The 23,846-nt window shown below is 60.6% G+C and carries 26 protein-coding genes and 3 tRNA genes; 11 read left to right on the top strand and 18 right to left on the bottom strand.

The window, feature by feature from the left end; all coding sequences use genetic code 11:
* Positions 1-305 precede the first annotated feature (305 nt).
* The gene (locus O6P39_RS17040) at positions 306-782 is read left to right on the top strand and encodes a DUF1289 domain-containing protein (protein WP_275607664.1); all 477 of its coding nucleotides are present in this window, start codon (positions 306-308) and stop codon (positions 780-782) included.
* Between the two features lie 157 nt (positions 783-939).
* Here O6P39_RS17040 and O6P39_RS17035 read toward each other — a convergent pair whose 3' ends face one another.
* Positions 940-1,803, bottom strand: coding sequence for a universal stress protein (locus O6P39_RS17035; RefSeq protein ID WP_275607663.1), 864 nt, complete (start codon positions 1,801-1,803; stop codon positions 940-942).
* 165 nt (positions 1,804-1,968) lie between these two features.
* Between O6P39_RS17035 and miaE the strand changes: the two genes are divergently transcribed.
* Positions 1,969-2,586, top strand: coding sequence for a tRNA isopentenyl-2-thiomethyl-A-37 hydroxylase MiaE (miaE, locus tag O6P39_RS17030; protein ID WP_275607662.1), 618 nt, complete (start codon positions 1,969-1,971; stop codon positions 2,584-2,586).
* 146 nt (positions 2,587-2,732) lie between these two features.
* Here miaE and O6P39_RS17025 read toward each other — a convergent pair whose 3' ends face one another.
* The 3 genes from O6P39_RS17025 to O6P39_RS17015 form a co-directional block, all read right to left on the bottom strand.
* A complete protein-coding gene (locus tag O6P39_RS17025; protein ID WP_275607661.1) occupies positions 2,733-4,064 on the bottom strand; it encodes an SPFH domain-containing protein in 1,332 nt (443 codons plus the stop codon).
* Positions 4,065-4,187: 123 nt separating this feature from the next.
* A complete protein-coding gene (gene lpxH, locus O6P39_RS17020) occupies positions 4,188-4,910 on the bottom strand; it encodes a UDP-2,3-diacylglucosamine diphosphatase (RefSeq protein ID WP_275607660.1) in 723 nt (240 codons plus the stop codon).
* A gap of 4 nt (positions 4,911-4,914) precedes the next feature.
* The gene (locus O6P39_RS17015) at positions 4,915-5,421 is read right to left on the bottom strand and encodes a peptidylprolyl isomerase (RefSeq protein ID WP_275607659.1); all 507 of its coding nucleotides are present in this window, start codon (positions 5,419-5,421) and stop codon (positions 4,915-4,917) included.
* 121 nt (positions 5,422-5,542) lie between these two features.
* On the opposite strand from O6P39_RS17015, the gene O6P39_RS17010 reads away from it, so the two are divergent.
* Positions 5,543-7,225, top strand: a complete 1,683-nt coding sequence (locus O6P39_RS17010; RefSeq protein ID WP_275611969.1) for a glutamine--tRNA ligase/YqeY domain fusion protein — start codon at positions 5,543-5,545, stop codon at positions 7,223-7,225.
* A gap of 3 nt (positions 7,226-7,228) precedes the next feature.
* Positions 7,229-8,617 carry a cysteine--tRNA ligase gene (gene cysS, locus O6P39_RS17005; protein WP_275607658.1) on the top strand — a complete coding sequence of 463 codons (1,389 nt, stop codon included), beginning with the start codon at positions 7,229-7,231 and terminating at the stop codon, positions 8,615-8,617.
* A 61-nt stretch (positions 8,618-8,678) separates the two neighbouring features.
* Here cysS and folD read toward each other — a convergent pair whose 3' ends face one another.
* Positions 8,679-9,533 carry a bifunctional methylenetetrahydrofolate dehydrogenase/methenyltetrahydrofolate cyclohydrolase FolD gene (gene folD, locus O6P39_RS17000; protein WP_275607657.1) on the bottom strand — a complete coding sequence of 285 codons (855 nt, stop codon included), beginning with the start codon at positions 9,531-9,533 and terminating at the stop codon, positions 8,679-8,681.
* Positions 9,534-9,796: 263 nt separating this feature from the next.
* Between folD and O6P39_RS16995 the strand changes: the two genes are divergently transcribed.
* The 3 genes from O6P39_RS16995 to O6P39_RS16985 all read left to right on the top strand — a co-directional run bounded on the left by O6P39_RS16995 (position 9,797) and on the right by O6P39_RS16985 (position 10,115).
* Positions 9,797-9,873: transfer RNA gene (locus tag O6P39_RS16995), tRNA-Arg, on the top strand.
* 29 nt (positions 9,874-9,902) lie between these two features.
* Positions 9,903-9,978, top strand: a tRNA-His gene (locus O6P39_RS16990).
* Positions 9,979-10,030: 52 nt separating this feature from the next.
* Positions 10,031-10,115, top strand: a tRNA-Leu gene (locus O6P39_RS16985).
* Positions 10,116-10,266: 151 nt separating this feature from the next.
* Here O6P39_RS16985 and O6P39_RS16980 read toward each other — a convergent pair.
* The 11 genes from O6P39_RS16980 to O6P39_RS16930 form a co-directional block, all read right to left on the bottom strand.
* Positions 10,267-11,400: a PD-(D/E)XK nuclease family protein gene (locus O6P39_RS16980; protein WP_275607656.1), complete on the bottom strand. Its 1,134-nt coding sequence runs from the start codon at positions 11,398-11,400 to the stop codon at positions 10,267-10,269.
* Positions 11,401-11,495: 95 nt separating this feature from the next.
* The gene (locus O6P39_RS16975) at positions 11,496-12,686 is read right to left on the bottom strand and encodes a DUF3596 domain-containing protein (RefSeq protein ID WP_275607655.1); all 1,191 of its coding nucleotides are present in this window, start codon (positions 12,684-12,686) and stop codon (positions 11,496-11,498) included.
* Positions 12,687-12,828: 142 nt separating this feature from the next.
* Positions 12,829-12,951, bottom strand: coding sequence for a hypothetical protein (locus O6P39_RS16970; RefSeq protein ID WP_275607654.1), 123 nt, complete (start codon positions 12,949-12,951; stop codon positions 12,829-12,831).
* A gap of 55 nt (positions 12,952-13,006) precedes the next feature.
* Positions 13,007-13,771 (bottom strand): hypothetical protein, encoded by a 765-nt coding sequence (locus O6P39_RS16965; RefSeq protein WP_275607653.1) that lies wholly within the window; start codon positions 13,769-13,771, stop codon positions 13,007-13,009.
* 63 nt (positions 13,772-13,834) lie between these two features.
* The gene (locus tag O6P39_RS16960; RefSeq protein WP_275607652.1) at positions 13,835-14,188 is read right to left on the bottom strand and encodes a hypothetical protein; all 354 of its coding nucleotides are present in this window, start codon (positions 14,186-14,188) and stop codon (positions 13,835-13,837) included.
* 45 nt (positions 14,189-14,233) lie between these two features.
* Positions 14,234-16,957, bottom strand: coding sequence for a toprim domain-containing protein (locus O6P39_RS16955; protein WP_275607651.1), 2,724 nt, complete (start codon positions 16,955-16,957; stop codon positions 14,234-14,236).
* Positions 16,954-17,190, bottom strand: coding sequence for a hypothetical protein (locus O6P39_RS16950; protein WP_116820440.1), 237 nt, complete (start codon positions 17,188-17,190; stop codon positions 16,954-16,956). Before O6P39_RS16950 ends, O6P39_RS16955 begins: the two co-directional genes overlap by 4 nt.
* Before the next feature lie 67 nt (positions 17,191-17,257).
* Positions 17,258-17,569 carry a hypothetical protein gene (locus O6P39_RS16945; protein WP_275607650.1) on the bottom strand — a complete coding sequence of 104 codons (312 nt, stop codon included), beginning with the start codon at positions 17,567-17,569 and terminating at the stop codon, positions 17,258-17,260.
* A complete protein-coding gene (locus O6P39_RS16940; RefSeq protein WP_116820442.1) occupies positions 17,566-17,865 on the bottom strand; it encodes an ogr/Delta-like zinc finger family protein in 300 nt (99 codons plus the stop codon). The genes O6P39_RS16945 and O6P39_RS16940 overlap by 4 nt, the downstream gene beginning before the upstream one ends.
* Positions 17,862-18,335 carry a YmfL family putative regulatory protein gene (locus O6P39_RS16935; protein WP_275607649.1) on the bottom strand — a complete coding sequence of 158 codons (474 nt, stop codon included), beginning with the start codon at positions 18,333-18,335 and terminating at the stop codon, positions 17,862-17,864. Before O6P39_RS16935 ends, O6P39_RS16940 begins: the two co-directional genes overlap by 4 nt.
* Positions 18,336-18,364: 29 nt before the next feature.
* Complete coding sequence (locus O6P39_RS16930; protein ID WP_263889464.1) at positions 18,365-18,577, bottom strand: DNA-binding protein; 213 nt, start codon at positions 18,575-18,577, stop codon at positions 18,365-18,367.
* A gap of 261 nt (positions 18,578-18,838) precedes the next feature.
* Between O6P39_RS16930 and O6P39_RS16925 the strand changes: the two genes are divergently transcribed.
* The 4 genes from O6P39_RS16925 to O6P39_RS16910 all read left to right on the top strand — a co-directional run bounded on the left by O6P39_RS16925 (position 18,839) and on the right by O6P39_RS16910 (position 21,455).
* A complete protein-coding gene (locus O6P39_RS16925) occupies positions 18,839-19,012 on the top strand; it encodes a hypothetical protein (RefSeq protein ID WP_275607648.1) in 174 nt (57 codons plus the stop codon).
* A gap of 83 nt (positions 19,013-19,095) precedes the next feature.
* Positions 19,096-19,560 carry a hypothetical protein gene (locus tag O6P39_RS16920; RefSeq protein WP_275607647.1) on the top strand — a complete coding sequence of 155 codons (465 nt, stop codon included), beginning with the start codon at positions 19,096-19,098 and terminating at the stop codon, positions 19,558-19,560.
* Between the two features lie 444 nt (positions 19,561-20,004).
* Positions 20,005-20,898, top strand: a complete 894-nt coding sequence (locus O6P39_RS16915; RefSeq protein ID WP_275607646.1) for a hypothetical protein — start codon at positions 20,005-20,007, stop codon at positions 20,896-20,898.
* Positions 20,895-21,455: a hypothetical protein gene (locus O6P39_RS16910; RefSeq protein WP_275607645.1), complete on the top strand. Its 561-nt coding sequence runs from the start codon at positions 20,895-20,897 to the stop codon at positions 21,453-21,455. Before O6P39_RS16915 ends, O6P39_RS16910 begins: the two co-directional genes overlap by 4 nt.
* A gap of 234 nt (positions 21,456-21,689) precedes the next feature.
* On the opposite strand, the gene O6P39_RS16905 is transcribed toward O6P39_RS16910, so the two are convergent.
* Both O6P39_RS16905 and O6P39_RS16900 read right to left on the bottom strand, forming a co-directional pair.
* Entirely contained in the window at positions 21,690-22,454 is a 765-nt protein-coding gene (locus O6P39_RS16905) for a hypothetical protein (protein WP_275607644.1), read from the bottom strand.
* A 132-nt stretch (positions 22,455-22,586) separates the two neighbouring features.
* Positions 22,587-23,846, bottom strand: a complete 1,260-nt coding sequence (locus tag O6P39_RS16900) for a phage late control D family protein (protein ID WP_275611968.1) — start codon at positions 23,844-23,846, stop codon at positions 22,587-22,589.

Below are 23,846 nucleotides of genomic sequence, written 5' to 3'. Positions count from 1 at the left end.
GTTTTCAAAGTTTTACGCCGGTGTGGCCTGGGACGTAGGGGCCTGAACGCTTGAGGGGAGCGCCCAGGCCGCGCGGCTGCCGGAATCTGTGCTTCGTGACGCTTTGAAAACAGCTTCTTTCGGACAATGACGCCAAAAAGGCGAGGGGATTCTAATGCAAAAAGCCGGTGTTGGTAAGCCGATTTGCTACCCCCGCAAGGGTGATATTGCCTAGACAATGGTCGTGTCCGACCACAGGGCAACCCGGTTTGCGAGGATGCCCCCTCGGACACTAATATGCCGCTTTGCCCGCTACTCCTTCCGTCATGTCTTCTTCGCGCATCAAAACTCCCTGTGTCGGGCTCTGCTCGACGGTTTACGGCGACCTGGTCTGTCGTGGCTGCAAGCGTTTCCACCATGAAGTGGTGCACTGGAACGGCTACAGCGACGAGGAGAAACGCTCGGTGCTGAGCCGCCTGGAGGTTTTGCTGACCCAGGTGATGATGGCCAAGCTGGAAGTCTTCGACCCGCAGCGCCTGCGTGCGCAACTGGAGCAGCGGCAGATCCGCTTCGTCCCCGAGCAGTCGCCTTATTGCTGGGCCTACCAACTGATCGCCCGCGGCTCGCGGATGATCAACCAGGTTGAGGCCTATGGCCTGGCGCTGCTGCCGGAATTCCGCGACTGGTCGTTGCCGGACCTGCGCGATGCCATCGACAAGGAATTCTTCATCCTCTCCGAGGCGCACTACGAGCGCTATATCGCCCCGCGCTTCCTGGCCGAGGGCATGGAGTCGCGGGTCTGAGGCGAACGATGCCTACATGAAAAAGCCGCCCGACGGGCGGCTTTTTCATGCTCTATGTAGGAGTGAGCTTGCTCGCGAACCATTTCCCGGCAGCTCCGGTGCTGGGCGCTTCGCGAGCAAGCTCGCTCCTACAGGATGTCGCTCCGCATTTGTCCCGTCAGGGTTGGGCAGCCAGCTCTTCCAGGTGGGCGATGATGTCGTCCGGCTTGAGCACCAGGACGTCGCTCTCCAGCGCATCGAGCACCACCTCGGCGGTATTGCCGATCAGCGCGCCGGAGAAGCCGGTGCGCGCCACACTGCCGATCACCGTGACGGCAGCCGTCAGGCTGTGCGCCGCGCGCGGGATGAGTACATCGGCCGGGCCTTCCTCGATATGCAGGTGGTCGTTGTCAACGCCGTACTCGGCCTGGAACGCCCGGCAGGCCTCGCGGTACTTCGCCTCGATGGTTTCGCTGAGCTGGAAGGTCGGGTCGGCGGCCGACAGCATCGGCGAGGGGTGGGCGCTGATCACGTGCAGCTCGCCATGGGCCAGTCCGGCGATGTCATAGGCATGGCTGACGATGCCGGCGTGCAGGGTGCGGTGCTCGGTGTCGCTGTTGCCCACGTCCACCGCCGCAAGGATGTTGCGTCCGGCCCAGGGCTGGTTGGTTTTCACCAGCAGCACGGGGGCGGGGCAGTGGCGCAGCAGCTTCCAGTCGTCCGGGGTCAGCAGCGCCTTCTTCAGCGGGTTGTCGGGGGTGTGCTGCTTGATTACCAGGCCGCAGCCTTCGGCCTGCTGCTCGGCGATGATGGTCTGGTGCAGACCGTCCTTCCAGGCCTGCCGGCTGGAGGCGCTGAAGCCTTCTTCGCGCAGCCCCTGGGTGAGCTCTTCGAGTGCGGCAGTGCAGTCGCCGCGCTTCTCGCAGGCCAGCAGATGCAGGTGGGACTGGGTGACGCTGGCGATCAGGCGCGCCCGTTTCAGGGCGAGACCGTCCGGCTGGTCGGGGTCCACGACTACGAGGATGCTACGGATGGCTTGCATGATCGTCTCCCTTCGTGCGCGTTGTTTATGTGGAACAACTGTAGTCGGGATATCGCCGTCATGACGTTGAGGCATATCAAGGGCGGACGCTGGTTCCGCGCGGCTGCATTCGTATAATGCCCCGCATTTATGACACCGGCCAGCCGGTGGAACGCTTCGTTGGAGTTGAGCATGCTGTCTGAAATCAGGGAATTCCTCGGTTGTGCCACGCCGGATGCGTGGGTGGAAGCCGCACTGCGGGATCAGGCGGTGATGCTGATCGACCACAAGAACAACGAGTTCAAGGCCGCCAGCACGGCCCTGGCCCTGATCGCCAAGTACAGTGCCCACGAGGAGCTGGTGAACTTCATGTCGCGCCTGGCCCGCGAGGAATTGCGCCACCACGAGCAGGTGCTGGCGATCCTGAAGAAGCGTGGCATCCCGCTGCGGCCGATTTCCGCCAGCCGCTATGCCTCCGGCCTGCGCGCCGTGGTGCGCAACCACGAGCCGCACAAACTGGTGGATACCCTGATCGTCGGCGCTTTCATCGAGTGCCGCAGTTGCGAGCGTTTTGCTGCGCTGGTGGATCATCTGGATGTTGACCTGGCCAAGTTCTACGGCTCGTTGCTCAAGTCCGAGGCGCGGCACTTCCAGGGTTACCTGAGCCTGGCGCGTCGTTATGGCGATGATGCGGACATCGATCGCCGCGTGGTGGAGATTCGTGAGGTGGAGGCTGGCCTGATCCAGTCGCCGGACAGCGAGTTCCGCTTCCACAGCGGCGTGCCGGTCGAGCTGGCAGCCTGATCCGCGAGCCGGAATGAAAAAAGCGCCCAGTCGGGCGCTTTCCTTTGGCTCTTCGTAGGAGCGAGCTTGCTCGCGAACCAGCCCAGCCATCGGAGCTGCCGGGAAATCCGTTCGCGAGCAAGCTCGCTCCTACAAAAGAGTCGAACTCAGTCCTTCACCTTCAGATCCAGCGCCAGATCGCGCGCGGCCTTGGTGGCCAGCACCCCCATCAGTTGGCCGATCTCGTCCTGGCGGCTGCTGGCGCTGGTCGGGCCGCCGGCCATCATCACGCTGGGCACCGGCGCCTGGGCGGCGGCCTCGGCCCATACCTTGTTGATGGCGATCAGTGCGTCGAGTTTGGGCTGCAGCGCGCCGTCCGCCTTGATCACCGCTTCACGGGCGTAGGCATCGGCGTCGGCGGTGATCTTGGTGGCCTGGGCGGTCACGGCGGCCTTGTCGCGCAGCAGTTCGGCGGTCTGTTTCTCGATCTCGGCGCGCTGCTTCTCGCGCTCGGCGTTGATCACCGCCAGTTGCTTGTCGGTTTCCGCCTGGGTGGTGCGCTCGATCTGGTCGCGCAGGGTTTCCTGGCGCTTGGCTTCCACTTCCTTCTCGCCGCGGGCGGTGACCAGCAGCTTCTCTTCCTCTTCCTTCAGACGGTTCTGGCGGGCCACGGCCAGCTCGGCCAGGGCCTGCTGTACCTTGACCATGCGCTGCTTGTACTGGGGGTTCGGATCGACGTTGGTGATGCGCGCTTCCACCACTTCCACGCCGAACTTGCGGAACTGCTGCTGTTTGCGCACCGGGATGCCCTTGGCATCGGTGACCTTCTCGGTGACGAACTGACTGGCGTTGTTGTCGCCGAAGCTGCCTTGCTCGGTGCCGGCCTGAAGGATGGCGGTCTGGTGGGGCAGGGGGCCGCGCGGGCCGCGGACTTCCTTGCGCTTGATCAGGTACAGGCCGTCGTTGAGCTGGTTCTCGAACTCGGCGGCGAATTCGCTGCGGGCGCCGGCGTAGTAATCGTCGGCGCTCATCAGCGAGGCGGTGGCCTGCAGGGTTTCCTTGATCGCCGGCACCAGCGCGGTGCGGATGAAGTTGTCCGGGTTGCGGTATTCCTGGGCCATCTTCAGGAAGGAGTCGCCACCGGGAAGGCGGAAGCGCGCCGAGGACTCGACCTTGGCGTCGACGTTGCCGAGGAACACGATGGGGAAGGCTTCGATGGTGGCGCCGAGGGCGTCGTTGTCGGGGTTGTTGTCGTTCTCGTCCATGACCAGCACGGACTGCACGCTGATCGCCTTCTTCCAGGTGGTGGCGCGGCCGAACCACTTGGTGGCGTAGCCCACGTCGTCGACGATCTTCTCTTCGCCGAAGATGGTGCGCACGTGGGTCATGTAGCCGGCTTCGTTATAGAAGAACACCCCGTTGAACAGGACGAAACCGACCGCGGCCACCGCCAGCGGCGCGGCGGCATATTTGATGAGGCTTTCCTTGGATACCAGCATGGTTCTTCCTTGAGTGAGCAAAGCGGCGATGCTGCGCAAGGCCGCCAGTGCCGGTCAAGAGGAAACCTCTGACAGTGCGTGTAGGTTGGCGTCGGAAGGCCACCATGGCGGTGGCCGGCGCTCTCAGAGCGGGAAGGGCGCCTGCTGCAACCCCTGGTCGTCCGCTTCCAGGGCCCAGCCCTGACGGTCCCAGTCGCCGAGGACGATGCGCCGGGCAGGGCGTCCGTCGATCTCCAGCTCGTGTACCGCAGGGCGATGGGTGTGGCCGTGGATCAGGATGCGTACGCCCTTGTCGCGCATGATGCGCTCCACTTCCGCCGGGGTGACGTCGACGATCTCGCTGGCTTTCATGCTCGTCTGCGCGCGGCTTTCCTTGCGCAGCTTGCGCGCCAGCTTGTGGCGGGTGGCCAACGGCAGGTTGCGCAGGATGAACAGCGTGAGCGGATTGCGCAGCCAGCGGCGCAGCTTCATGTATGCCTCGTCGAGGGTGCACAGACTGTCGCCGTGCATCAGCAGGACCTTTTCGCCGCCCAGGTCGATCAGGCTCGGGTCGCGCAGCAGGGTGCAGCCGGCCTCGCGGCAGAACGCCTTGCCGATCAGAAAGTCGCGATTACCGTGCATCAGGTAGATGCGTGTGCCGCTGTCAGACAGTTCACGCAGGGCACGGGCGATGGAGTGCTGGAACTCGTCCATGCCGTCGTCGCCGATCCAGGCTTCGAAGAAGTCTCCGAGGATGTACAGCGCTTTGGCCGTGCGGGCGCGGGTAGACAGGAAATGCAAGAACGCCCGGGTAATGTCCGGGCGTTCCGCTTCGAGATGCAGGTCCGAGATGAACAGGACGCTCATCGACTCACTCGCCGAGGATTTCGGCTTTCTCGATGATCACGTCGTCGGCCGGCACGTCCTGGTGGCCAGAGCGCATGGTGGTGGCCACGCCCTTGATCTTGTTGACCACGTCCATGCCGTCCTTCACCTGGCCGAATACGCAGTAGCCCCAGCCCTGAACGGTCGGTGCGCTGTGGTTGAGGAAGTCGTTGTCAGCCACGTTGATGAAGAACTGAGCGCTGGCCGAGTGCGGCTCCATGGTGCGGGCCATGGCGACGGTGCCGATCTTGTTGCCGACGCCGTTGTTGGCTTCGTTCTTGATCGGCTTGTTGGTGCTCTTCTGCTTCATGCCCGGCTCGAAACCGCCGCCCTGGATCATGAAGTTGTTGATCACGCGGTGGAAAACGGTGTTGTCGTAATGGCCGGCCTTCACGTACTCCTTGAAGTTGGCCACGGTTTCCGGCGCCTTGTCGTCGAAGAGTTCGAGGGTGATATCGCCGAAGTTGGTCTGCAGTTTGACGGTGGTAGTCATCAGGGAATTCCGCTGGTTGGAAAAATCGAAGGCCTGTCAGGGGGTTGACAGCTTCGGCTATGATAAGCGCTTTGGTTTGGCTGGCCTACCCTGGCCGAACACCAGCATGATCAAGGACACCATGAGCAAGCCTACCGCCGATACGAAAGAAGCCACTGTTGCCGCCAACTTCCTGCGCCCGGTCGTCCAGGCCGATCTGGAAAGTGGCAAGCACCAGAAGATCGTCACCCGCTTCCCGCCGGAGCCCAACGGCTACCTGCACATCGGCCACGCCAAGTCCATCTGTCTGAACTTCGGCCTGGCCAAGGAGTTCGGCGGTGACTGCCACCTGCGCTTCGACGACACCAACCCGGCGAAGGAAGACCAGGAATACATCGACGCCATCGAAGCCGATGTGAAGTGGCTGGGCTTCGACTGGGTCGGTCCGGTGCGCTATGCATCCAACTACTTCGACCAGCTGCACGCCTGGGCGGTGGAGCTGATCAAGGCCGGCAAGGCCTTCGTCTGCGACCTCAATGCCGAGGAAATGCGCGCCTACCGTGGCTCCCTGACTGAGCCGGGCAAGAACAGCCCGTTCCGTGATCGTTCGGTGGAAGAGAACCTGGACCTGTTCGCCCGCATGAAGGCCGGCGAGTTCCCGGACGGAGCACGTTCGCTGCGTGCGAAGATCGACATGGCCTCGCCGAACATCAACCTGCGCGACCCGATCCTCTACCGCATCCGCCACGCCCATCACCACCAGACCGGCGACAAGTGGTGCATCTACCCCAGCTACGACTTCACCCACGGTCAGTCGGACGCCATCGAGGGCATCACCCACTCCATCTGCACCCTGGAGTTCGAGGATCACCGCCCGCTGTACGAGTGGTTCCTGGCCAACCTGCCGGTCCCGGCCCAGCCGCGCCAGTACGAATTCGCGCGCCTGAACCTGAACTACACCATCACCAGCAAGCGCAAGCTCAAACAACTGGTGGACGAGAAGCACGTCGACGGCTGGGATGACCCGCGCATGTCGACCCTCTCCGGCTATCGCCGCCGCGGTTATACCCCGGCCTCGATCCGCACCTTCTGCGACATGATTGGTGTAAACCGCGCCGGCGGCGTGGTGGACATCGGTATGTTGGAATTCGCCATCCGTGACGACCTGGATGCCAACGCCGGCCGCGCCATGTGTGTGCTCAAGCCGCTGAAGGTGGTGATCACCAACTACCCGGAAGGCCAGGTCGAGAGTCTCGAGCTGCCGTGCCATCCGAAGCAGGACATGGGCATGCGCGTGCTGCCGTTCAGCCGCGAGATCTACATCGACGCCAGCGACTTCGAAGAAGTGCCGCCGGCCGGCTACAAGCGCCTGATCCCGGGTGGCGAAGTGCGCCTGCGCGGCAGCTACGTGATCCGTGCCGACGAAGCCATCAAGGATGCCGACGGCAACATTGTCGAACTGCGCTGCAGCTATGACGAGAACACCCTGGGCAAGAATCCCGAAGGCCGCAAGGTCAAGGGCGTGATCCACTGGGTGCCGGCTGCCGAGAGCATCGAGTGCGAAGTGCGCCTGTACGACCGCCTGTTCCGCTCCGCCAACCCGGAGAAATCGGAAGAGGGCGGCAGCTTCCTCGACAACATCAACCCGGACTCCCTGGTGGTGCTCAAGGGTTGCCGCGCAGAGCCATCGCTGGCTGGAGCCACCCCGCACGATCGCTTCCAGTTCGAGCGCGAGGGTTACTTCTGCGCCGACTCGAAGGATTCCAAGCACGGCGCCCTGGTGTTCAACCGCACCGTGACCCTACGCGACTCCTGGGGGCAGTAAGGCATGGCTGACTTGCAGATCTACAGCACGCTGTCCAAGACCAAGGACGCCTTCAAGCCGCTGGTGGGCAACCAGGTGCGCATGTACGTGTGCGGTATGACCGTCTACGACTTCTGCCACATCGGCCATGCCCGTGTGATGGTGGCGTTCGACGTGATCGCTCGCTGGTTGCGCCATCGCGGCTATGACCTGACCTACGTGCGCAACATCACTGACATCGACGACAAGATCATCCGTCGCGCCCAGGAGAACGGCGAATCGTTCGAAGACCTGACCGCCCGCATGATCGCCGCGATGCATGAAGACGAGGCGCGCCTGTCGGTCCTGCGTCCGGACATCGAGCCGCGCGCCACCGGCCACATCGCAGGTATGCACGAGATGATCCAGACCCTGATTGACAAGGGCTACGCCTACGCGCCGGGCAACGGTGACGTCTACTACCGGGTCGGCAAGTTCGCCGGCTACGGCAAGCTGTCGCGCAAGAAGATCGAGGACCTGCGCATCGGTGCGCGGATCGAGGTCGACGAATCCAAGGAAGACCCGTTGGACTTCGTGCTCTGGAAAGGCGCCAAGCCCGGCGAGCCGAGCTGGGAATCGCCCTGGGGCGCCGGTCGTCCGGGCTGGCACATCGAGTGCTCGGTGATGTCCACCTGCTGCCTGGGCGAGACCTTCGACATCCACGGCGGCGGTCCGGACCTGGTGTTCCCGCACCACGAGAACGAGATCGCCCAGAGCGAGGCGGCCACCGGCAAGCTCTACGCGGCCAGCTGGATGCATGCCGGCGCGGTGCGCGTGGACGGCGAGAAGATGTCCAAGTCCCTGGGCAACTTCTTCACCATCCGCGAAGTGCTGGAAAAGTACCATCCGGAAGTCGTGCGCTTCCTGCTGGTCTCCAGCCACTACCGCAGCCCGATCAACTATTCCGAAGACAACCTGAAGGAAGCCAAGGGCGCGCTGGAGCGTTTCTACACCGCGTTGCGTGGCTTGCCGCAGGTGGCCGCCGAGGGTGGCGAAGCCTTCGTCGAGCGTTTCGCCGCGGCGATGGACGACGACTTCGGTACGCCGGAAGCGGTTGCCGTGCTGTTCGAGATGGCGCGTGAAATCAACCGTCTGCGTGATAGCGAGCCGACAGCGGCAGCTGCTCTGGCGGCGCGTCTGCGCGAACTGGCCGGTCTGCTGGGTGTGTTGCAGCTGGATGCGGACGAGTTCCTCCAGGCTGGCGCGGCAGGCAAGGTCGATGCTGCGCAGGTCGAAGCGCTGATCCAGGCGCGCCTGGATGCCCGCGCGGCGAAGAACTGGGCCGAGTCCGACCGCATCCGCGACGAGCTGACCGCGCTGGGCGTGGTGCTGGAAGACGGCAAGGGCGGTACTACCTGGCGTCTCGCCGAGTAAGCGCTCCTTCGGAAATGAAAAAGGCCGCTGATCAGCGGCCTTTTTCTTGTGCGCGACGAACTCAGGTGTGCAGGTGTTCGGCAGCGTACAGGGTGTTTTCCAGCAGGCAGGCGCGGGTCATCGGGCCGACACCGCCCGGAACCGGGGTGATCCAGCTGGCGCGCTCGGCGGCCACCTCATATTCCACGTCGCCCACCAGCTTGCCGTCAGCCTGGCGGTTGATGCCCACGTCGATGACGATGGCGCCTTCCTTGATCCACTCGCCCTTGACCAGGCCCGGCTTGCCGGCGGCCACGACCACCAGGTCGGCACGGCGCACGTGGTCGGCCAGGTCGCGGGTGAAGCGGTGGGTCACGGTGACGGTGCAGCCACCCAGCAGCAGTTCCAGCGCCATGGGGCGACCGACGATGTTGGAAGCGCCCACTACGACTGCATCCATGCCGTACAGGTCGACGCCGGTGCTTTCCAGCAGGGTCATGATGCCCTTCGGGGTGCAGGGGCGCAGCAGCGGGATGCGCTGGGCCAGGCGGCCGATGTTGAAGGGGTGGAAACCGTCCACGTCCTTGTCCGGGCTGATTCGCTCCAGCAGCTGGGAGGCATCGAGATGGGCGGGGAGGGGGAGCTGGACCAGAATGCCGTCGATGGCCGGATCAGCGTTCAGGCGGTCGATCAGGGCCAGCAGCTCTTGCTGGGTGGTGCTGGCGGGGAGGTCGTACGCCTGGGAGAGGAAGCCTACCTCTTCACAGTCCTTGCGCTTGTGCGCGACATAGACCTGAGATGCGGGGTCGCTGCCGACCAGGATCACAGCCAGGCCGGGGATGCGCAGTCCTTGCTGGCGGCGTTCATTGACGCGTTGGGCAATCTGCTGGCGGAGGCTGGCGGCGATCGCTTTGCCGTCGATCAGTTTTGCAGTCATGTCGGGGGGATAACCATTAAGGCGGGTGAAAAGATGGCGCGCATTTTCGCACGCTGCCTTCATAAGGCAAAGGCGGGCACCCTCGATTTGCCGTAACTCCTTTATCTCTTTGAATTTTTTTTAAAAAAGTTGTTGACGAGGTATGGGCGCATCGATAACATGCGCCCCGCTTGCCGAGCACAGCCCGAAGCGAAAGCAGAAGGTGGTGCAAACCGGTTCAGTGGTTTCCACTGATCTGCTAAGCAAGGGTTGCAGCCACTAAAGCGCCCGTAGCTCAGCTGGATAGAGCATCCGCCTTCTAAGCGGATGGTCGCAGGTTCGAGTCCTGCCGGGTGCGCCATGTGGCGTTCGGTACAAGCATGTAATATGGTGGGCGTAGCTCAGTTGGTAGAGCACAGGATTGTGGCTCCTGGTGTCGTGGGTTCGATTCCCATCGTCCACCCCATATTCCGAAGCGCCAGGCCTAAAGCCTGGCGTTTTCGTTTCTGCGGTTCCCTGCGGACGTGGTGAAATTGGTAGACACGCTGGATTTAGGTTCCAGTGGCGCAAGCTGTGAGAGTTCGAGTCTCTCCGTCCGCACCATGTAAGCACTTGTTCTACAAAGGAAATTTCTGAGCGAGCCTTGAAATGGGAGCGTCTTGGGAACAGATTGGGAACAGGTAACGAAAAAGGCAGCCTTATCAGGGCTGCCTTTTTTCGTTTGCGAACCGTCCGTCAGATTCGACGAGTGGCCTCATGAGCTCGTAGCTGCTTGCCAAAGCTCGTGCACACCATCGATTAGATTCCGAGCAATAGCTTGACGTTGTTCTGGGTCGCGCAATAGATCGAGGTCGGCGCGAGTCGGGTTGTGAAGGCGCGCTTTAGGGGATGAGTGCCGCCAATAAAGACCATCAGCCTCTTGAGCTCCCCCTGATAATCCGCGAGTGATCCTCAGCAAGTGCTGACGGCCGGTGTTTTTGGTTGTGTCGGCTTCCATAAAGCCACAGTAGAGGTAGTGGTCCACTTCGACGTAGGCGTATCCGGGCAAGGGAGCAAGCGAATAGTAAAGGCCGTAATATCGATTGCTTTTCGACTTCATGTAGTAGTTACGGATCGCTTGGCGTTCCGCGTTGTCCTCGGGAGGTGGCATGTTCGGGTATGCCTCCAGCTGATAAGCGCGCATCTTTTCCCAGATGTCTTCTTGAAGGTCAATCAACACTTCAGTAAAGGCTTGCTGAATGTCGTTTACCAAGAGAAGGTTTTCGCCTTTCAATAGCTCGCTCTTAAGGGCATCCATGTACGCTCCTCCTTGGTCGGTAGACGTAAGTCGTTTCAGCAGTTCAATGTATTGGAAAATTGCTTCGCGTAAGCCTGGTTCACGAGCAACCAAGGCTATGCATTGGTCCAGCCAAGCTAGGATGTCAGTCTGGTAGCTGATCTGCTCCACTTCCAGGTTACCTTTGCTGTGCTCAGCTGGTTCAGAGCCGGTCAGGGTCAGATAGAGGTTGATTACGCTCTGATAGCCCTCTCGCCTTGCCGTTTGCTCATAGCGCACTAACTGCTCTCGAGCATCGCTAGCATAGATTTTATTTTCCAGAATGATGGCCTTGCCTTCTGCATTACTGATGAAAATGTCAATGCTCTTGTATTCCGTCTGCACCCTCGCGGTTTTCACATCGAAGTCATCAATATTCATGACATCTAGAAAACTTTGAAGTAAGGCGCTGCCGCAAGTGTGGTTGCTTTGGGGGTTTAGCAAAAATGCCAGAAAGCGAGAGTGCAGAAACTTCTCATCGCTTTCCTTTCGCAGAACAGAGAAAAGATTGAAAGCGGGCTCTCTATGATGTTTTGCACGCAACACTTCGGTCTGATGAAACAGGCTGCTCATGATCTATATCCCTATCAAGATCGCACATTAATGATGTCACGCCATGTATGCGGTCGACCACATGGGCATCGCGGAATGAATGCCCTATCAAGTACTCAATTGACATCTATTGTTGGTGGCAACAGGTTCAGCGCTCTCTCAAGCATCCCTATCATGTCCGGCCCATCTTGGTTGATCCACTTGCCGTAGTGGCGCCAGATCATGGCGGTAGACGTGTGGCCCATCTGGTCAGCGATCCAGTCCAGCGGCACTACGCCGGACGTCAGTAGCTGGCTGGCATACGTATGCCGGCAGTTGTTCGGGCCGCGGTACCGAACACCCGCTTTCTCCAGGTGTGGCTTCCACCAGCGCTGCAGCAGGATGTCAGAGCTGGTGTGGGCCGCCCGTGTGGCCGAGTTGTGGAAGACAAACCGGACCATCTGTCGCTTTTTCGTCTTGTTGTCCCGATCGGTGACTTCTATTTCGACGGGCGGCAGATTCGCCGTCCGCGCCTTCTGTTCCCGCAGCGCCTCCAGGGCTGGCTTCAAAAGCCGAATCTCCCGAGTCGAGCGGCGGGTCTTGGTTACCTTGTAGTGGCTGCGCACCTGTGATCGCCGGAAGCGCACCGTACCGGCCTCGAGGTTTACGTCCTCCCAAGCAAGGGCAATGGCCTCTGACACGCGCGGCCCGGCCCAGATCATGAACTGTGCGAGGGCTACCTCCTGTCGGCGATCAGTCTCGACGCCCAAGATGGCCGCGATTTCCTTGCGGTCGAATGGGTCTGCTTCATCTGGGTCCGGCAATCTGACCGTGATGCCCTCGGTCGGATCGTGCGACGAGCGGTTCCGGGTGCGGTAGAGCGTGAATACTTGGCCAAGGATGCTGATGATTTCGCGTACCGTCTTGTTGTGCAGCCTCACCATGAGGTCGGCCTGAACCCAGGCCTGCAGATCCAGGTGGTCGATCTGGTCGGCCTGGTAGGAGCCCCAGCGCGGGCGAATGTGCGTCTCCACCTTGCTCTTGTGAGTGCGGAAGCCGGACGGAGCCAGCTCGTTGCGCTTTATCTCGAGCCAGAGGTCCAGGTAGTGCCCCAGGGTGTTGGTCTGCACCCTGGGAGAGTTCGGGAAGTGTCGGCTGTAGCTGAATGTTCCGTGCTTGATTTCGTAGTTGATGATGCCGGCCAGCCGCTCGGCGTTGGCCACGTTTTCGGGTGTTGCATCACCCGCTACAGCCTCCCGGCACAGCTCGCCCTGGTAACGGAAGTAAACCCTGATCCGGTTGCCCCGGACCTCCACGCCATCTGCCATCTTCTTTCCCTGGTCTACAACGAATGGCCACGCTATCAAGCTGGCAAAAGAAAGGCCCGCAAGCGGGCCTAGAACTGCGGTGCGCCATTTCTAGCGCTGTTTTCACTAACCCGGTGGTACTGCCGCTCACCGGGGCCTTCTTTTAGGCGGCGACATAGCCGCCGGGGGTCTTGTGCAGTACTCCGAGTTCGGCGGCCTGCTGTAGGAGCTTGGTGGCCTTGCTGCTGCCGATCCGCAGTTCCTTCGCCACTTGCCTTACCGCCACCTTGGCGCCGCTCTCTGTTCCGGCGATGAGCTGCTGCAGCAGAGCCGGCAGGCCTTCATCTGCGGCCGTTTCCGGCCCTGTTTCCGAGCGTTCCTCGTTGCGTTCTTCGGGCTGTTTCCGTTTCTCGGCTACTGCTACCGGAGCGCGTTCCGCCGTTGTTCCTGGTCGGAGCGCGGAGAGAATCAGGGCGGGGACCACTTCCAGCGCTGCGGCGAAGCCGAGGCAGAGGAGGGTGGCCCGCTGCCTTGGCTGGCTTCGCGAGTAGGGCTGTCAGCTCCTGAGAGGCGTTATCTCTGCGAACCTGAGCTTGGCCGCGCTCCGAGTCGATTCGGGCCATGGCGGCCCCTTCCAGCTCCAGCGCGCGGGTGACCATGCCTCGATCACGCAGTGCGTTCGCTTGCTCGCGAGTGGTGACAGCTTCGGCGTCCAGCTGCTGGATACGGGCGGCGTCGGCGCCGCGCTGCTCGATCAGATCTGCCTTGCGTTGTGTCTGGCGCGCCTGTAGCTCCGCGCGGCTGGTGACGATCGAGGTCATGAGGCGGTCGTAGCTGGCCCAGGCGGACACGCCGCCCAATGCCAGCGCGCTGGCCATCATCAGCAGCGCGCACACGGTACGGCGCATTTCCAGCAGGCCGAGGGCGAAGGGCCAGGCGATGTACTTGAACAGGTCCAGGACGACCGCTGCCGAGGCGAACAGGACCGCCAGCAGGGTGTTCTCGATGAGCGCGGCGATCGCCAGCGCTACGGAAGTGGCGGACACGCCTGCCAGGGCTGTGACCATAGCCAGTAGGGCCCAGCGGTGCTGCTGAAGTTGTTGCATGGTGCTTCTCCTTGAGACCGGCTCTGGCGAGTTGCCGCTCACCGGGGCCGATTTGCTTCCGGGCTATTCGCTGATCGGGTTGAAGGCGAACTCGCCGGACTGGGCGAACGTCACCAAGTGGGGGAGGAGGGCGAGCACCTGTTCCTGGCTCAGGTGCATCCGGTTGCTTACCACGGCTCCCGCAGGCAGCTTCACCGGCTGCCAGCCTTTGCCCGGCTCCATGACCTGGATGGATGGGTTGTCGACGCCGAACCAGCAGCAGGTTGGCTCCGCTAGGCTGCTGATCTGCAGGGAGCAAACCGCCCCGTACTGATCCTTGAAGCAGATCATGGGGAAGCCGCGGTAGGTGGTCGTGCAGGTGAGCTGGTCTACACCTTCCTCTCGCAGAGCAGGGGGAGTACTGGAGTGCTTATGCATGGTGCTTCTCCTTGGGGTTGATGACCGGGCGTTGCCGCGCCCTGGTCAGGCTTCGAAAATCCAGCACTTCACCGTGCTGGGCTTCGCGAACATGGTGTTGTTGACGGCCTGTGCGGCGCGCACCGCGCTGTCGACGGCCTTGTAGTCGAGGTACTTGTGGCGCCGGGACTCTTTCAGCAGCTCGCGCAGGGTCGTGGCGTCGGCCACCTTCTGGCGGTGCTCGGCGGCCAGCTTTACGAACTCGTTGAGGTTGATGGCGATGGTTTCCGGCTTCTTGCTGTGGTTCAGCACCGGCCCGTCCTGGGTGTTCTCGAGGTACTCGTAGACCTCCCAGAATTCCGCCACCTCTTGCGCGTCGGCGTTGACGGCGGACTGGCGCTCCAGGGCCATGGTCAGCAGGGCCTGCTGCGCGCAGGCGTGCTGGGTGTCGGTGAGCGGCACCACCAGGCGCAGGCCGTCCACCAGGGCCATCAACATGGCGTGGTTGAGGATCAGGCGCTCGATGCGGACCTGCTTCAGGCCGCGCAGGGTGGCGGTGTGGACCTTGATGCGTTCGCGGAAGCACTCCAGCACCTGGCCTTCGGCGCGGATCGCCTTCAGCAGGAAGTGGCTGACGTCCATCACGCCCAGATGGTTGAGGTTGTCCGCCGCGGCCTGGCTGTCGCGGGTGATCTCCGGGCGCATGAAGTGCAACTTCACGATGCGGGTCATGATCGCTTCGGAGGCCAGCACCGTGGCGTTCTGGCTGATCACCAGGGTGCCGCGGAAGGGCGGTTCATAGGTCTCGTTGCCGGCGGTCTTCTGACCGGTGACGCCCAGGGAGCGGCCGTTGAACAGCGGCTTGAACTCGTCCCAGTCGAAGGCCTTGGCGGCGCCGCCGGCCCGGCTGTTGTCGCTGCGGTCGGCCTCGAGCAGCACCATGGGCATGTTCGACAGCTGGGTGAGCCAGCGGCGCAGGCCCGCCTTGGTCATCTTCGACGGGTCCTGGCCTTCCTCATCGGCACGGCCGAGTAGCTTCCAGAGAAAGGTGATCAGCGTCGACTTACCCGCGCCGGCCTCGCCTGTGGCTTCCAGGAACGGGAAGGACTGGTACTCCGCCCGGATCTGCTCCGCGAACAGCGAGCCGAACCAGAACGCCAGGGCGACCAGGCCCTTGGCGCCGAAACAGGTCCACAGCCAGTCGAGCCACTCCGCCCGGTAGGTGTTGTCGTCGGTACCGATCTGCAGCTTGATCGAGCGCTGCAGGGTCTTCAGGCGCAGCTTCTGGAATTCGAAGTAGTCCTCGGCGTTGGCCTTCTCCAGCACGCCGCCACGTACCGCCACGTCGCCCAGGACGTAGCAGGCGTGCTCCCGGCTGTAGCCCAGGTAGTCGATGGTGGCCACCGTCTTCAGGCCGGTGAGCTGCAGCTTCATGATCTGGTCGAGCTGCACGCCGCTGCCGGTGTAGATGGCGCCGGCGGCCACGCCGAGCAGGCGTTTCTTGAACTCGCTGGCGGCCGCCACCTGGGCGCTGGTGAAGGTGTTCTTCACCGGCTCGTCGTCGGGGCGGTCGACGCGGAAGTAGTACCAGCTCTCGTCGGTCACCTCGTTGCGCTGGAAGTACAGGGCCTGCGGGAAGCAGTTGGCGATTTCCACCACGCCGCCGGCCTGCTGGAGGGCCTTGTCGCGCATCTGCTTCTGGTTGAGCAGCTGGTCGTCGTGGTCCTCGCTGTCTTCCAGGCTCTGCATCGCCTTGTTGAACTTCTCGATGTCCAGCTTGAACCAGTACAGGCGGTTGCCGAACCGGAAGTGGAATTCGCCGCGCTTGCCCCAGTCGTACATCAGCAGGGCCTTCTCGGCCGCGCTCTCGGCGATCAGCAGGGCGCCTTCGTGGCGGGCGGCCTTGAGGTCCTTCTCGATCTGGTCCTCACGCTGCCCGGCGTCGTCGATGAACATCCAGCGCTGGTGCAGGTCGTTCCAGTCGGTTTTACGGTTGCCGCGCTGGCCGATCTGTGCGGCCTCGCAGTTGTAGCCCAGGGCGCGGGCTTCCTTGACCCAGCGGCGGGTGTAGTGGTGCGCGCCCGGCTCGTTGTCCAGGGCCCAGACCAGTTTCGGCAGCTTGCCGCCACGGGCGCGTGCCAAGTCGCGCAGGGACTCCTCGGGGAAGGCGTTGGACGACATCGCGGAGACGGCGGCGATGCCGTGGTGCAGCAGGGCGATGGCGTCGAAGATGCCCTCGACGATCCACAGGTCTTTCACCTCGAGCAGGTCGACGCAGGGCGGGCACCACCAGACGCCCTTGTAGGATTCGCCTGGCTTGAAGCGCGCCTTCTTCTTGCCGAAGCGCGCGGGCTGGTCGATCAGGCGTTCCCAGTAGCCGCCTTTGGCCAGGGCGAAGCGCACGGTGGCGCTGCCGATGCCGAGGTCGCGGTCCCAGTACTGTTCCTGGGTGTACCAGCCTTCGACGAGCTTCAGATCGAAGCCACGGGCATGGCTGAGGTAGGCCTTGGCCGAAGCGGTCGGCTCCTTGTCGCTGGACGGCGCGCGTTTGCTCCAGTCGTCGAACAGCTCGGGGTAGATTTCCTTGATGTGCCAGCTCTCGCCGCACTTGCTCTCCCGACCGCAGCGGATAAACCAGGGGTTGTCGACCAGGGTGAACAGCTCCTTCTTCAGGCAGGCCGGGCACTCACCCTTGCGCATGTACTTCGTGCCCTTCATGGGCTTGAGGCCGAACTGCAGCTGCAGCTTGCTCAGGACGTCCTGGCGCAGGTCGTTATCCATGTCCCTCATGCCGGCAGCCCCCGAAGTTGGGTGCGCAGTTCGCGCATGCTGCGCACCAGGCCGACCATGTGCGGGTGGTCCGCGATGATGCGTTTTGCCCGGAAGCCCTGGGGTGTGAAGCGGTAGCGGTCGTCGAACCAGAACTCCGTCATGGCCAGCTCGTACTGACTGACCAGCCATTGCAGGTAGCTCTCTGCCTGCTCTCGATCGACAGTCACGTTGATGGAAATTTCGCCACTCATGGCGGATACCTCGAATTCAGGGCGTAACTCGCCCAAACCCACGGGAGGAGGGCTTGGGATCAGGGAATCAGGGGTGTTTCGGGTGCTTGCTGATCAGGCGATCGGAGACAAAGCAGGGTGCTTCACCGGCCGCCATGTCGACGCCGATCCAGACGACGTCTGGCTTTGGCTCGGGGAAGAGGTCATCCCAGGCGCGCTGCACCAGGGATTGCGACAGAAAGACCGGGACGCCGAGGGCATTCACCAGGTGGTGTACGCAGGCGTTGAACAGCAGATCCGACTCGGCCAGGTGCTGGTCCTTGTGGCGCTTCAGGTAGTCCAGCGCCGCGCGCTGCATGGACGTGCGGTAGTCATCAGCGTTGATGGTGTGAGTGGTCATGCCAGCGCCTCCATGGGCAGGTCGTCGAGCAGGTCGAGCTGGTCGGTCTCGGCGCGGGAGTCGCGCAGGGCCTTCATCCGTGTAACCGAGGGCGCGACAGGTAGCTGCACACGCGGTTTGTCCAGGCCGGAGGGGCTGAGTTCGTATTCCCAGGACTGGGAGCCTGCGAACGTGGCGCCACAGGCGACGTTCATGCACTGGCCGTAGATGCTGCGGAAGATCGGGCTTTCGCCCTCGCTGTTTCGGATACGCAGCTTGCCGCCGCAGGCGGGGCACACCAGCTTGTAGACGCTCATGCCTTGCCCCCGTCGCTGTGAACGGCGATCACCGAGAGCACCTCGCCGTGGCGCTCGGCCATGTAGTCGGCGTGGGCCTTGAGGATCAGCTTGGCTTCGGCGGGTTCGATCACCCCGTCTTCCAGGGCCTTCTCGATGATGAGGTCGACGGCGCCGCGCTTCACCGAGGCGCGCACCGACCGGCTGTAGAGGTCGATGTTGTCGAGCGACTCAGGGTCCGGCAGTTGCACGAACATGCCGCCGTAGAGGTTGGCGAGGTATTCCGGCAGGAAGGTGCTGCCGGCATCCTGCTCGAGCACCCGCAGTTGTTCGTCGGTGAGCGGGCGGCTTCCGGCGGACTCGTAGGCGTGGTTGTCGAATTTCTTGAGGTCCATGCCCAGGCGGGCTGCGGCGCACTCACGACCGCCGGGGAAGGCCCCGATGATGGCTTGGACGACCTTGCGGCGGCTGTCTAGGAAGTTGCGTTTCATCTTCTGGTTCCCCCCTGGAACCGCTGCCACTACTGTGGGATCACGCCGACCTTGAGGCCAAGCAAGACAGCAACGCGGCGAGCTTCACCGCGAAGACATTTCTTCTGTCCGTTGAGCACCGCGTAGACGGTGCTTTCGCCCAGGTCGTTCTTGTCGGCCCACTCCCTGACGGTGAGGCCCTGCTCGTATATGCGTTGTCGGGCAGCCTCGCGGGCTTGCTCCGTGGGGTAGGCGTTCGGCATAGTGCAAATTCGTGCAATTTCGTGTGATGACAAGCGCAGAATGATGCACATAACTGCACCAGTCAAGGCTGGAGATGAAAAATTTTGCATTTAACACGTGAGGCAACTGGCGCGCGGCTGCAAGAAGAGCGCAAGCGTCTCGGCCTCAATCAGGATGAGTTTGCGCAGCACATTGGGGTCGCCAAGCGAACTCTTGCTGGCTACGAAGGTGGGAGTGGTGACGTTGGCGCAACTGTCTTAGGCGCTGCTGCAGGCCTTGGCGTGGACGTCCTGTATGTAGTGACCGGGCGCCGGCTTCCAGCGGAGTTGGAGGCTCTGAGCTCTGCCGAACTGGACCTGCTGCGCTTCTTCAAGGGCATGGCGCCGGACGATCAGGTGTCGTTCCTACGCGTCGCCAAGGGCATGTTCCTGGTGGCCCAGTCCGCCGCCGACTGACTTCTGTTCCGCCCGGCTGGTGTCGGGCCATCTAAATCATACGGAACGGACTGATGTAGTCGATTGGTCGCAAGGAGATAGCGATGAATCCAATCCAATTCGTATACCGAGATGCCAGCGGCAATATCGCCACTTGGCTGTTGACTCGCTGGAAAGAAAACTCCCGCTACATCCAGGGCCGCGGCGATGCCGATAGCCTTCCGAGGACCTTCCGCAAAGACCGGGTAATCGAGTACCTGGTGGGCGCGGATCAGCTCCTCTTCGATAACGCTCCACCGGCTCCAGAACCTGCACCCAAGGTGCAGCCTGATACTCGCCCCCAGGTTCTTTTCACGGGTTTCAAGGCGGCTGATAGACAACGCCTTGAAACACTCTCAGCCGAAAGTGGTTTTCGCGTGATGAAGACTGCCGGCAGATCCCTTGCAGTGCTGTGCATCGGCTACAACGCTGGCCCCTCCAAGGTGGAGGATGCACGGGAGGCGGGCGCTTTCATCGTTACCGAAGAACAGCTTTTGCACTTGCTGAAAACCGGCGAGGTGCCTTGCTGAACATAAAAGGGGCATACCCGTCGCTATAGCGAAGGCAGGCTAGTGGCACGCGTCTTTGTGCTGAGAATGGGCCACTCCCCCCGGGCGGTTGGACGTCGGCAAGGTGCTGACGGGCGCCCGAGGATGTGAGGGAGTACGACCCATGGAGCAATGCAAACTGGTGGTAGCCACTCTTATTGCCGAGAAGTGGCAGCCTGTTGAACGACTCAGTGCACTGGAATCCGTGCTTCTACGCCGCTTCCGATGCCTGAGGCCCCAGGATCGGGAGACGGTGTTCAAGTTGATGGAGGGCCTGGTAGCGCTCACGGAACTGGAAAACTGAGCCGACCCCCGACTTATTAGTCGGGGGTTTTGAAATTTCAAGGATTTGCAGAACAATATAATTTAGGGTGCTTAAATTTGAATACCGTCTCGCCATATACAATTCGATGCTTTGATCCGGTGATGAAAGGCAAACAGGTCAAGAACTCGTATTCCCCGCTTGGGGGTATTGGTCAGTTTGACATGTACAAGGTTTTTAAAGATTTCATCGCCTCTAAGGGTGATAAATATCAAATTGTAGAAGATAGTAAGCAGATTTATGCCTTTTCCTCTTTCAAGTTTGATGATGTCAAGCGTGAGTTTCGAGGGATCATGAAGGCAGGCAGCTATGGTTCAAGAACCGATATTGTAAATATTGAAACTGGGAATGTGGATTTTCAGCGTCTTGAAAAGAATGCGGAAGTGCTTAAGCACTATGTGCGCTTCTACATTCCCGAGAAGCTCGATGAAGGTGTAGCTCTTCTGCATAATCAGCGAAATATCGGTATTAAGACATTGCTTCATGAGTTGTTGCGTGCGGAGTTGTCACGCGTAACTGGTGGTCGCGTTCTGCAAATGAATCCTCTGTCGTATGAGAAGGCTTTCGAGGAATGGAAAAAGGCTACTGCAAAAGAAATTAAGTTGGTTCGGTTCAGCGGGATGAATGCTATTGAGGATCAAATAAAAAATCTTGGTCATAATGAGGCGGAGCACACCTATATAATCAAAGCGCCGCGTCGTAAAAATCTTGGTGTATTTGCTGACTATTTAAAAGCCGGCACGGAGCAGAGCGCGACTATCGAAATGCTCACGCAATTGTGTACTCAGGTGAAGACGGTTGTGGAAATGAACGGCAGGAAGCGAACTTTTAGGCTTGGTGCAAATCCAAGTAATCAAGTTTGCGAGATTGATGTTGATGAAGATAAGGTTACAATTACTGCCGGAAATCCTAATATGAAGGAATTTGATAGTTGGTGTAAGGTTCTTTTGAATGAGTTTCTCTCAACTATATATCCTGGGATGGGCATAAAGGTATGAGCAGCAAGATTAACATAAAGGAAATCGTGCTGGGGCACTTCGGAACGCTGGGTGATGTTGATGGCGGGTGGTCATGGTTGGACTTCGTGACTTTTTGTTGTGTTCCCGTGCTCTTTGGCTTTCTCAGTATTGCTTCCGGTTTTTTGCTGACAAAGGATATTTCGTCGCTGCTCGTTAACTTTGGTGCAATTTTTACAGCTTTGCTACTTTCTGTTTTGGTACTTGTTTATGATCAAGAAAGTAAGCTTGATGAAAGGCGCCAGAGAGATATAGATCTGAAAAGGCCTGTGGATAGTCTGTATCCAGCAAAGAAAAAACTTTTGGATGAGCTCTATTACAATATCAGTTTTTCTATTCTTTCCTCTCTTGTCCTTATTGCTATTTGCTTTGCGTTCTCTGTTGCAGACAGTTTTATAGTCGATAAAACCAAAACGTCTTTTTCCCTTGTTTTGTCAAAACTGTTCTTTACGCCGATTGCCGTAGTGGTTTGTGTTAATTTGCTGTTGACTATCGTGATGATAGTTAAGCGCCTGCATTCATTGCTACGCATGAAATGATTCGTTATTTGCGATTTCGCGTTCCTCTGGCTCACCTACAGGTGACGCAGTCGCTGTGGGTGGCGTTCTTGCTCCACTGGTGTCGCTAGGCAGCAGCATGGTCGTCTCTGCGCCGCTTCCGGCCCTCGAGGCCCCAGGATCAGGCGATGATATTCAAGTTGATAGGTGTCTGGCAGCACTCACGGAACTGGAAAGCTGAGCGGGCCCCTGTGTTGTGCCGGGGGGCTTTATACCTCAGGCGCGAGCGCGATCAATCAGGTACTTGTCGATGGAGTTATTCAGCCTCTCGACAACTTCTTTAAGTTCCTGAGTCAGTATTTTCATTCCAGTAGCTGTTGATACCATCAATAGGCGAGCGGACATTTCGTCTATGCAAGCTACATAATGTTCCTCAAGCTTTTTTGCAAAGGCATCATTAGTAAGTTCTAGGAAGGCTGGATCATGGCGTTTTTGCATCATTGAATCGAATGCGTAGCGCCGGCATTCTTCTGTGTCAGAGCTATTCTCCTTCACCATGGCAACCAGCCCCTTGGCCCGCATGTAGAAATAAACAATATCCTTTGCAATCTCGCGGGGTGCCATTGCGAGGGCTTCTGGCGCTGAGTTGAATATTGTAAATGGGTCTTCGCCAATCGGGAAGGTTGATAGAAGTGGCTCTGTATCATCAAGCTCTACCAAATCTTTTCCGTACTCGATCCAGTAAATTTCCCATGCACTATTTATCTCGACCTTGAGCATCGCCAATGTGTTGTCGAGCAGCTTGTCCTCATCCGCTCTAGCGTTTTCTTGCTCAAGAATATGGGCCTTTTCAGCACCCTTTAGCGTAAAGAATCCACCGATGGCGGCGCCTATCAAGCCTGTCAGGAAATTTCCAAAGCCGTCATGGGACTTAAGAAATTCAATTGCGCCACCAAATAGAGTGAATAGTACTCCGATACTGTCGACTATATATGTCCTGAGCGCGCTGAGAATGTCTAGAAAGTCCTTTGCGTATTCCATTTTCACTCCACTGAAATCTTTTTCGCAGGGCTAATTTTTATCTTTTCACAAGCTACTGTCCATGCTGACGCAAATGGCTAGCTATTACACTGCCGTTGGCGGCCCGCGTCCCAGGGAGCAGCCAGCGAACCTTTAATCGCTGGCACTGCGCTGCAGCCGCTTCCACTCTCGATCTGCCGCCCGCTGCGCGTTCTTCTGGCTCACATACAGGTGGCGCAGGCGCCGTGGGTGGGTCTGATCACCGGCGGTGACCTTCTTCTCGGTGCCGGTCTTTTTGTCGCGGTAGAAGGCGACGATGCCGGTGTAGTTGCCCGGGTTGTCGGTGGCCAGGTCCTCGACCAGGTCTTCGGGCAACTTGCTCTCCAGCTCCAGGCTGGTGACGAAGCCCTCGTCGGCGCTGAGCCGGTGCTGGATATTGCCGCCGTACCAGATGATGGCGTCGATGTCCGCCTTCACCCCCTGCAGGGTGTAGGTGAGTTCAGGGATAAGGTCTGCCCGGCCGCGCGCGAGGTTGTAGGTCAGGGTGGCGGTGCCGCGCTGCAACCGCCGCCATTCGGAGCGAGCGGCGCGCAAGGCGCTTTGCTGGTCGCTGTAGGTGTGGCGCAGGTTCTTGAGGTTCTCGCCGCCGCCTGCGATCGCTTCCTGCTTCTTGGCGCTGTTGATGTCGTAGTAATACGCCCTGACCCCGTCGTAGCTGTCGCGATCGGCCAGCAGGTAGCGGTGGCCATCGCCGTCGGCGCGCACCAAGGTGATGTGCGGCAAGGCCAAGCCACTCACGCTGCGACCGCCGCCGGCGGGCATGCAGACCAGGCATCCAGCCTTGACGCTGGCCACGGCGTCGAAGTCTTCGCCCAGGCGGGTCAGCAGGTTGGCGTCGGATTCGTTGGCCTGGTCCAGCTGGGGAATAACCTGATCCTTCAACGTGTCGGCTATGCGCAACTGCAGCTGGTTGCGCTGGGCCACGTCGGCCAGCACCTGGCCGAGGGTCGTTTCGCTCCAGCTGCGCTCGCGCTTCACCTTCAGCGCCTTGCGCAGGTCCGCACTACGGGCACGGATGCTGAGCAGATCGGGCGCGCCGCTGTGCTCGATCTCGTCGACGGTATAGGTGCCCTTGTCCACCAGTCCGGTATTGCTCCAGCCCAGCCACAGCCTCAGAACCGCACCCTTACGCGGGATGGCGAGCAGGCCGTCGTGGTCGCTCAACGTGATGTTGAGCTGGTCGGCCTCGATGCCGCGGTTGTCGGTGAGGTCCAGGTTGATGAGCCTCGGGCTGATCAACTGGGCGATGTCGTTGCCGTCGACGCTGATGCGGAAGGCCGGTACCGGGTAGTCCGCTTCCTGCTGGTACTGGCCGGCGACATCCCGGACGTACCCGGTGACGCTGTCGAGCAG

Source organism: Pseudomonas sp. PSE14 (assembly GCF_029203285.1).
GTDB lineage: Bacteria > Pseudomonadota > Gammaproteobacteria > Pseudomonadales > Pseudomonadaceae > Pseudomonas.
The sequence above is the reverse complement of the archived record's forward strand: the minus strand, read 5'-3'. Positions and strand labels throughout refer to the sequence as shown.

What these genes read in the sequence shown, in the direction of transcription:
- O6P39_RS16965 (WP_275607653.1), bottom strand. Translation starts at nt 13,771, where the DNA reads ATGCAACAACTTCAGCAGCACCGCTGGGCCCTACTGGCTATGGTCACA.
- O6P39_RS16910 (WP_275607645.1), top strand. Translation starts at nt 20,895, where the DNA reads ATGAGCAGCAAGATTAACATAAAGGAAATCGTGCTGGGGCACTTCGGA.
- O6P39_RS17025 (WP_275607661.1), bottom strand. Translation starts at nt 4,064, where the DNA reads ATGCTGGTATCCAAGGAAAGCCTCATCAAATATGCCGCCGCGCCGCTG.
- O6P39_RS16955 (WP_275607651.1), bottom strand. Translation starts at nt 16,957, where the DNA reads ATGAGGGACATGGATAACGACCTGCGCCAGGACGTCCTGAGCAAGCTG.
- O6P39_RS16930 (WP_263889464.1), bottom strand. Translation starts at nt 18,577, where the DNA reads ATGCCGAACGCCTACCCCACGGAGCAAGCCCGCGAGGCTGCCCGACAA.
- O6P39_RS17035 (WP_275607663.1), bottom strand. Translation starts at nt 1,803, where the DNA reads ATGCAAGCCATCCGTAGCATCCTCGTAGTCGTGGACCCCGACCAGCCG.
- cysS (WP_275607658.1), top strand. Translation starts at nt 7,229, where the DNA reads ATGGCTGACTTGCAGATCTACAGCACGCTGTCCAAGACCAAGGACGCC.
- O6P39_RS16935 (WP_275607649.1), bottom strand. Translation starts at nt 18,335, where the DNA reads ATGAAACGCAACTTCCTAGACAGCCGCCGCAAGGTCGTCCAAGCCATC.
- O6P39_RS16920 (WP_275607647.1), top strand. Translation starts at nt 19,096, where the DNA reads ATGAATCCAATCCAATTCGTATACCGAGATGCCAGCGGCAATATCGCC.
- O6P39_RS17015 (WP_275607659.1), bottom strand. Translation starts at nt 5,421, where the DNA reads ATGACTACCACCGTCAAACTGCAGACCAACTTCGGCGATATCACCCTC.
- folD (WP_275607657.1), bottom strand. Translation starts at nt 9,533, where the DNA reads ATGACTGCAAAACTGATCGACGGCAAAGCGATCGCCGCCAGCCTCCGC.
- O6P39_RS16915 (WP_275607646.1), top strand. Translation starts at nt 20,005, where the DNA reads ATGAAAGGCAAACAGGTCAAGAACTCGTATTCCCCGCTTGGGGGTATT.
- O6P39_RS16950 (WP_116820440.1), bottom strand. Translation starts at nt 17,190, where the DNA reads ATGAGTGGCGAAATTTCCATCAACGTGACTGTCGATCGAGAGCAGGCA.
- lpxH (WP_275607660.1), bottom strand. Translation starts at nt 4,910, where the DNA reads ATGAGCGTCCTGTTCATCTCGGACCTGCATCTCGAAGCGGAACGCCCG.
- O6P39_RS16905 (WP_275607644.1), bottom strand. Translation starts at nt 22,454, where the DNA reads ATGGAATACGCAAAGGACTTTCTAGACATTCTCAGCGCGCTCAGGACA.
- O6P39_RS16940 (WP_116820442.1), bottom strand. Translation starts at nt 17,865, where the DNA reads ATGAGCGTCTACAAGCTGGTGTGCCCCGCCTGCGGCGGCAAGCTGCGT.
- O6P39_RS17040 (WP_275607664.1), top strand. Translation starts at nt 306, where the DNA reads ATGTCTTCTTCGCGCATCAAAACTCCCTGTGTCGGGCTCTGCTCGACG.
- O6P39_RS16975 (WP_275607655.1), bottom strand. Translation starts at nt 12,686, where the DNA reads ATGGCAGATGGCGTGGAGGTCCGGGGCAACCGGATCAGGGTTTACTTC.
- O6P39_RS16960 (WP_275607652.1), bottom strand. Translation starts at nt 14,188, where the DNA reads ATGCATAAGCACTCCAGTACTCCCCCTGCTCTGCGAGAGGAAGGTGTA.
- O6P39_RS16980 (WP_275607656.1), bottom strand. Translation starts at nt 11,400, where the DNA reads ATGAGCAGCCTGTTTCATCAGACCGAAGTGTTGCGTGCAAAACATCAT.
- O6P39_RS16945 (WP_275607650.1), bottom strand. Translation starts at nt 17,569, where the DNA reads ATGACCACTCACACCATCAACGCTGATGACTACCGCACGTCCATGCAG.
- O6P39_RS17010 (WP_275611969.1), top strand. Translation starts at nt 5,543, where the DNA reads ATGAGCAAGCCTACCGCCGATACGAAAGAAGCCACTGTTGCCGCCAAC.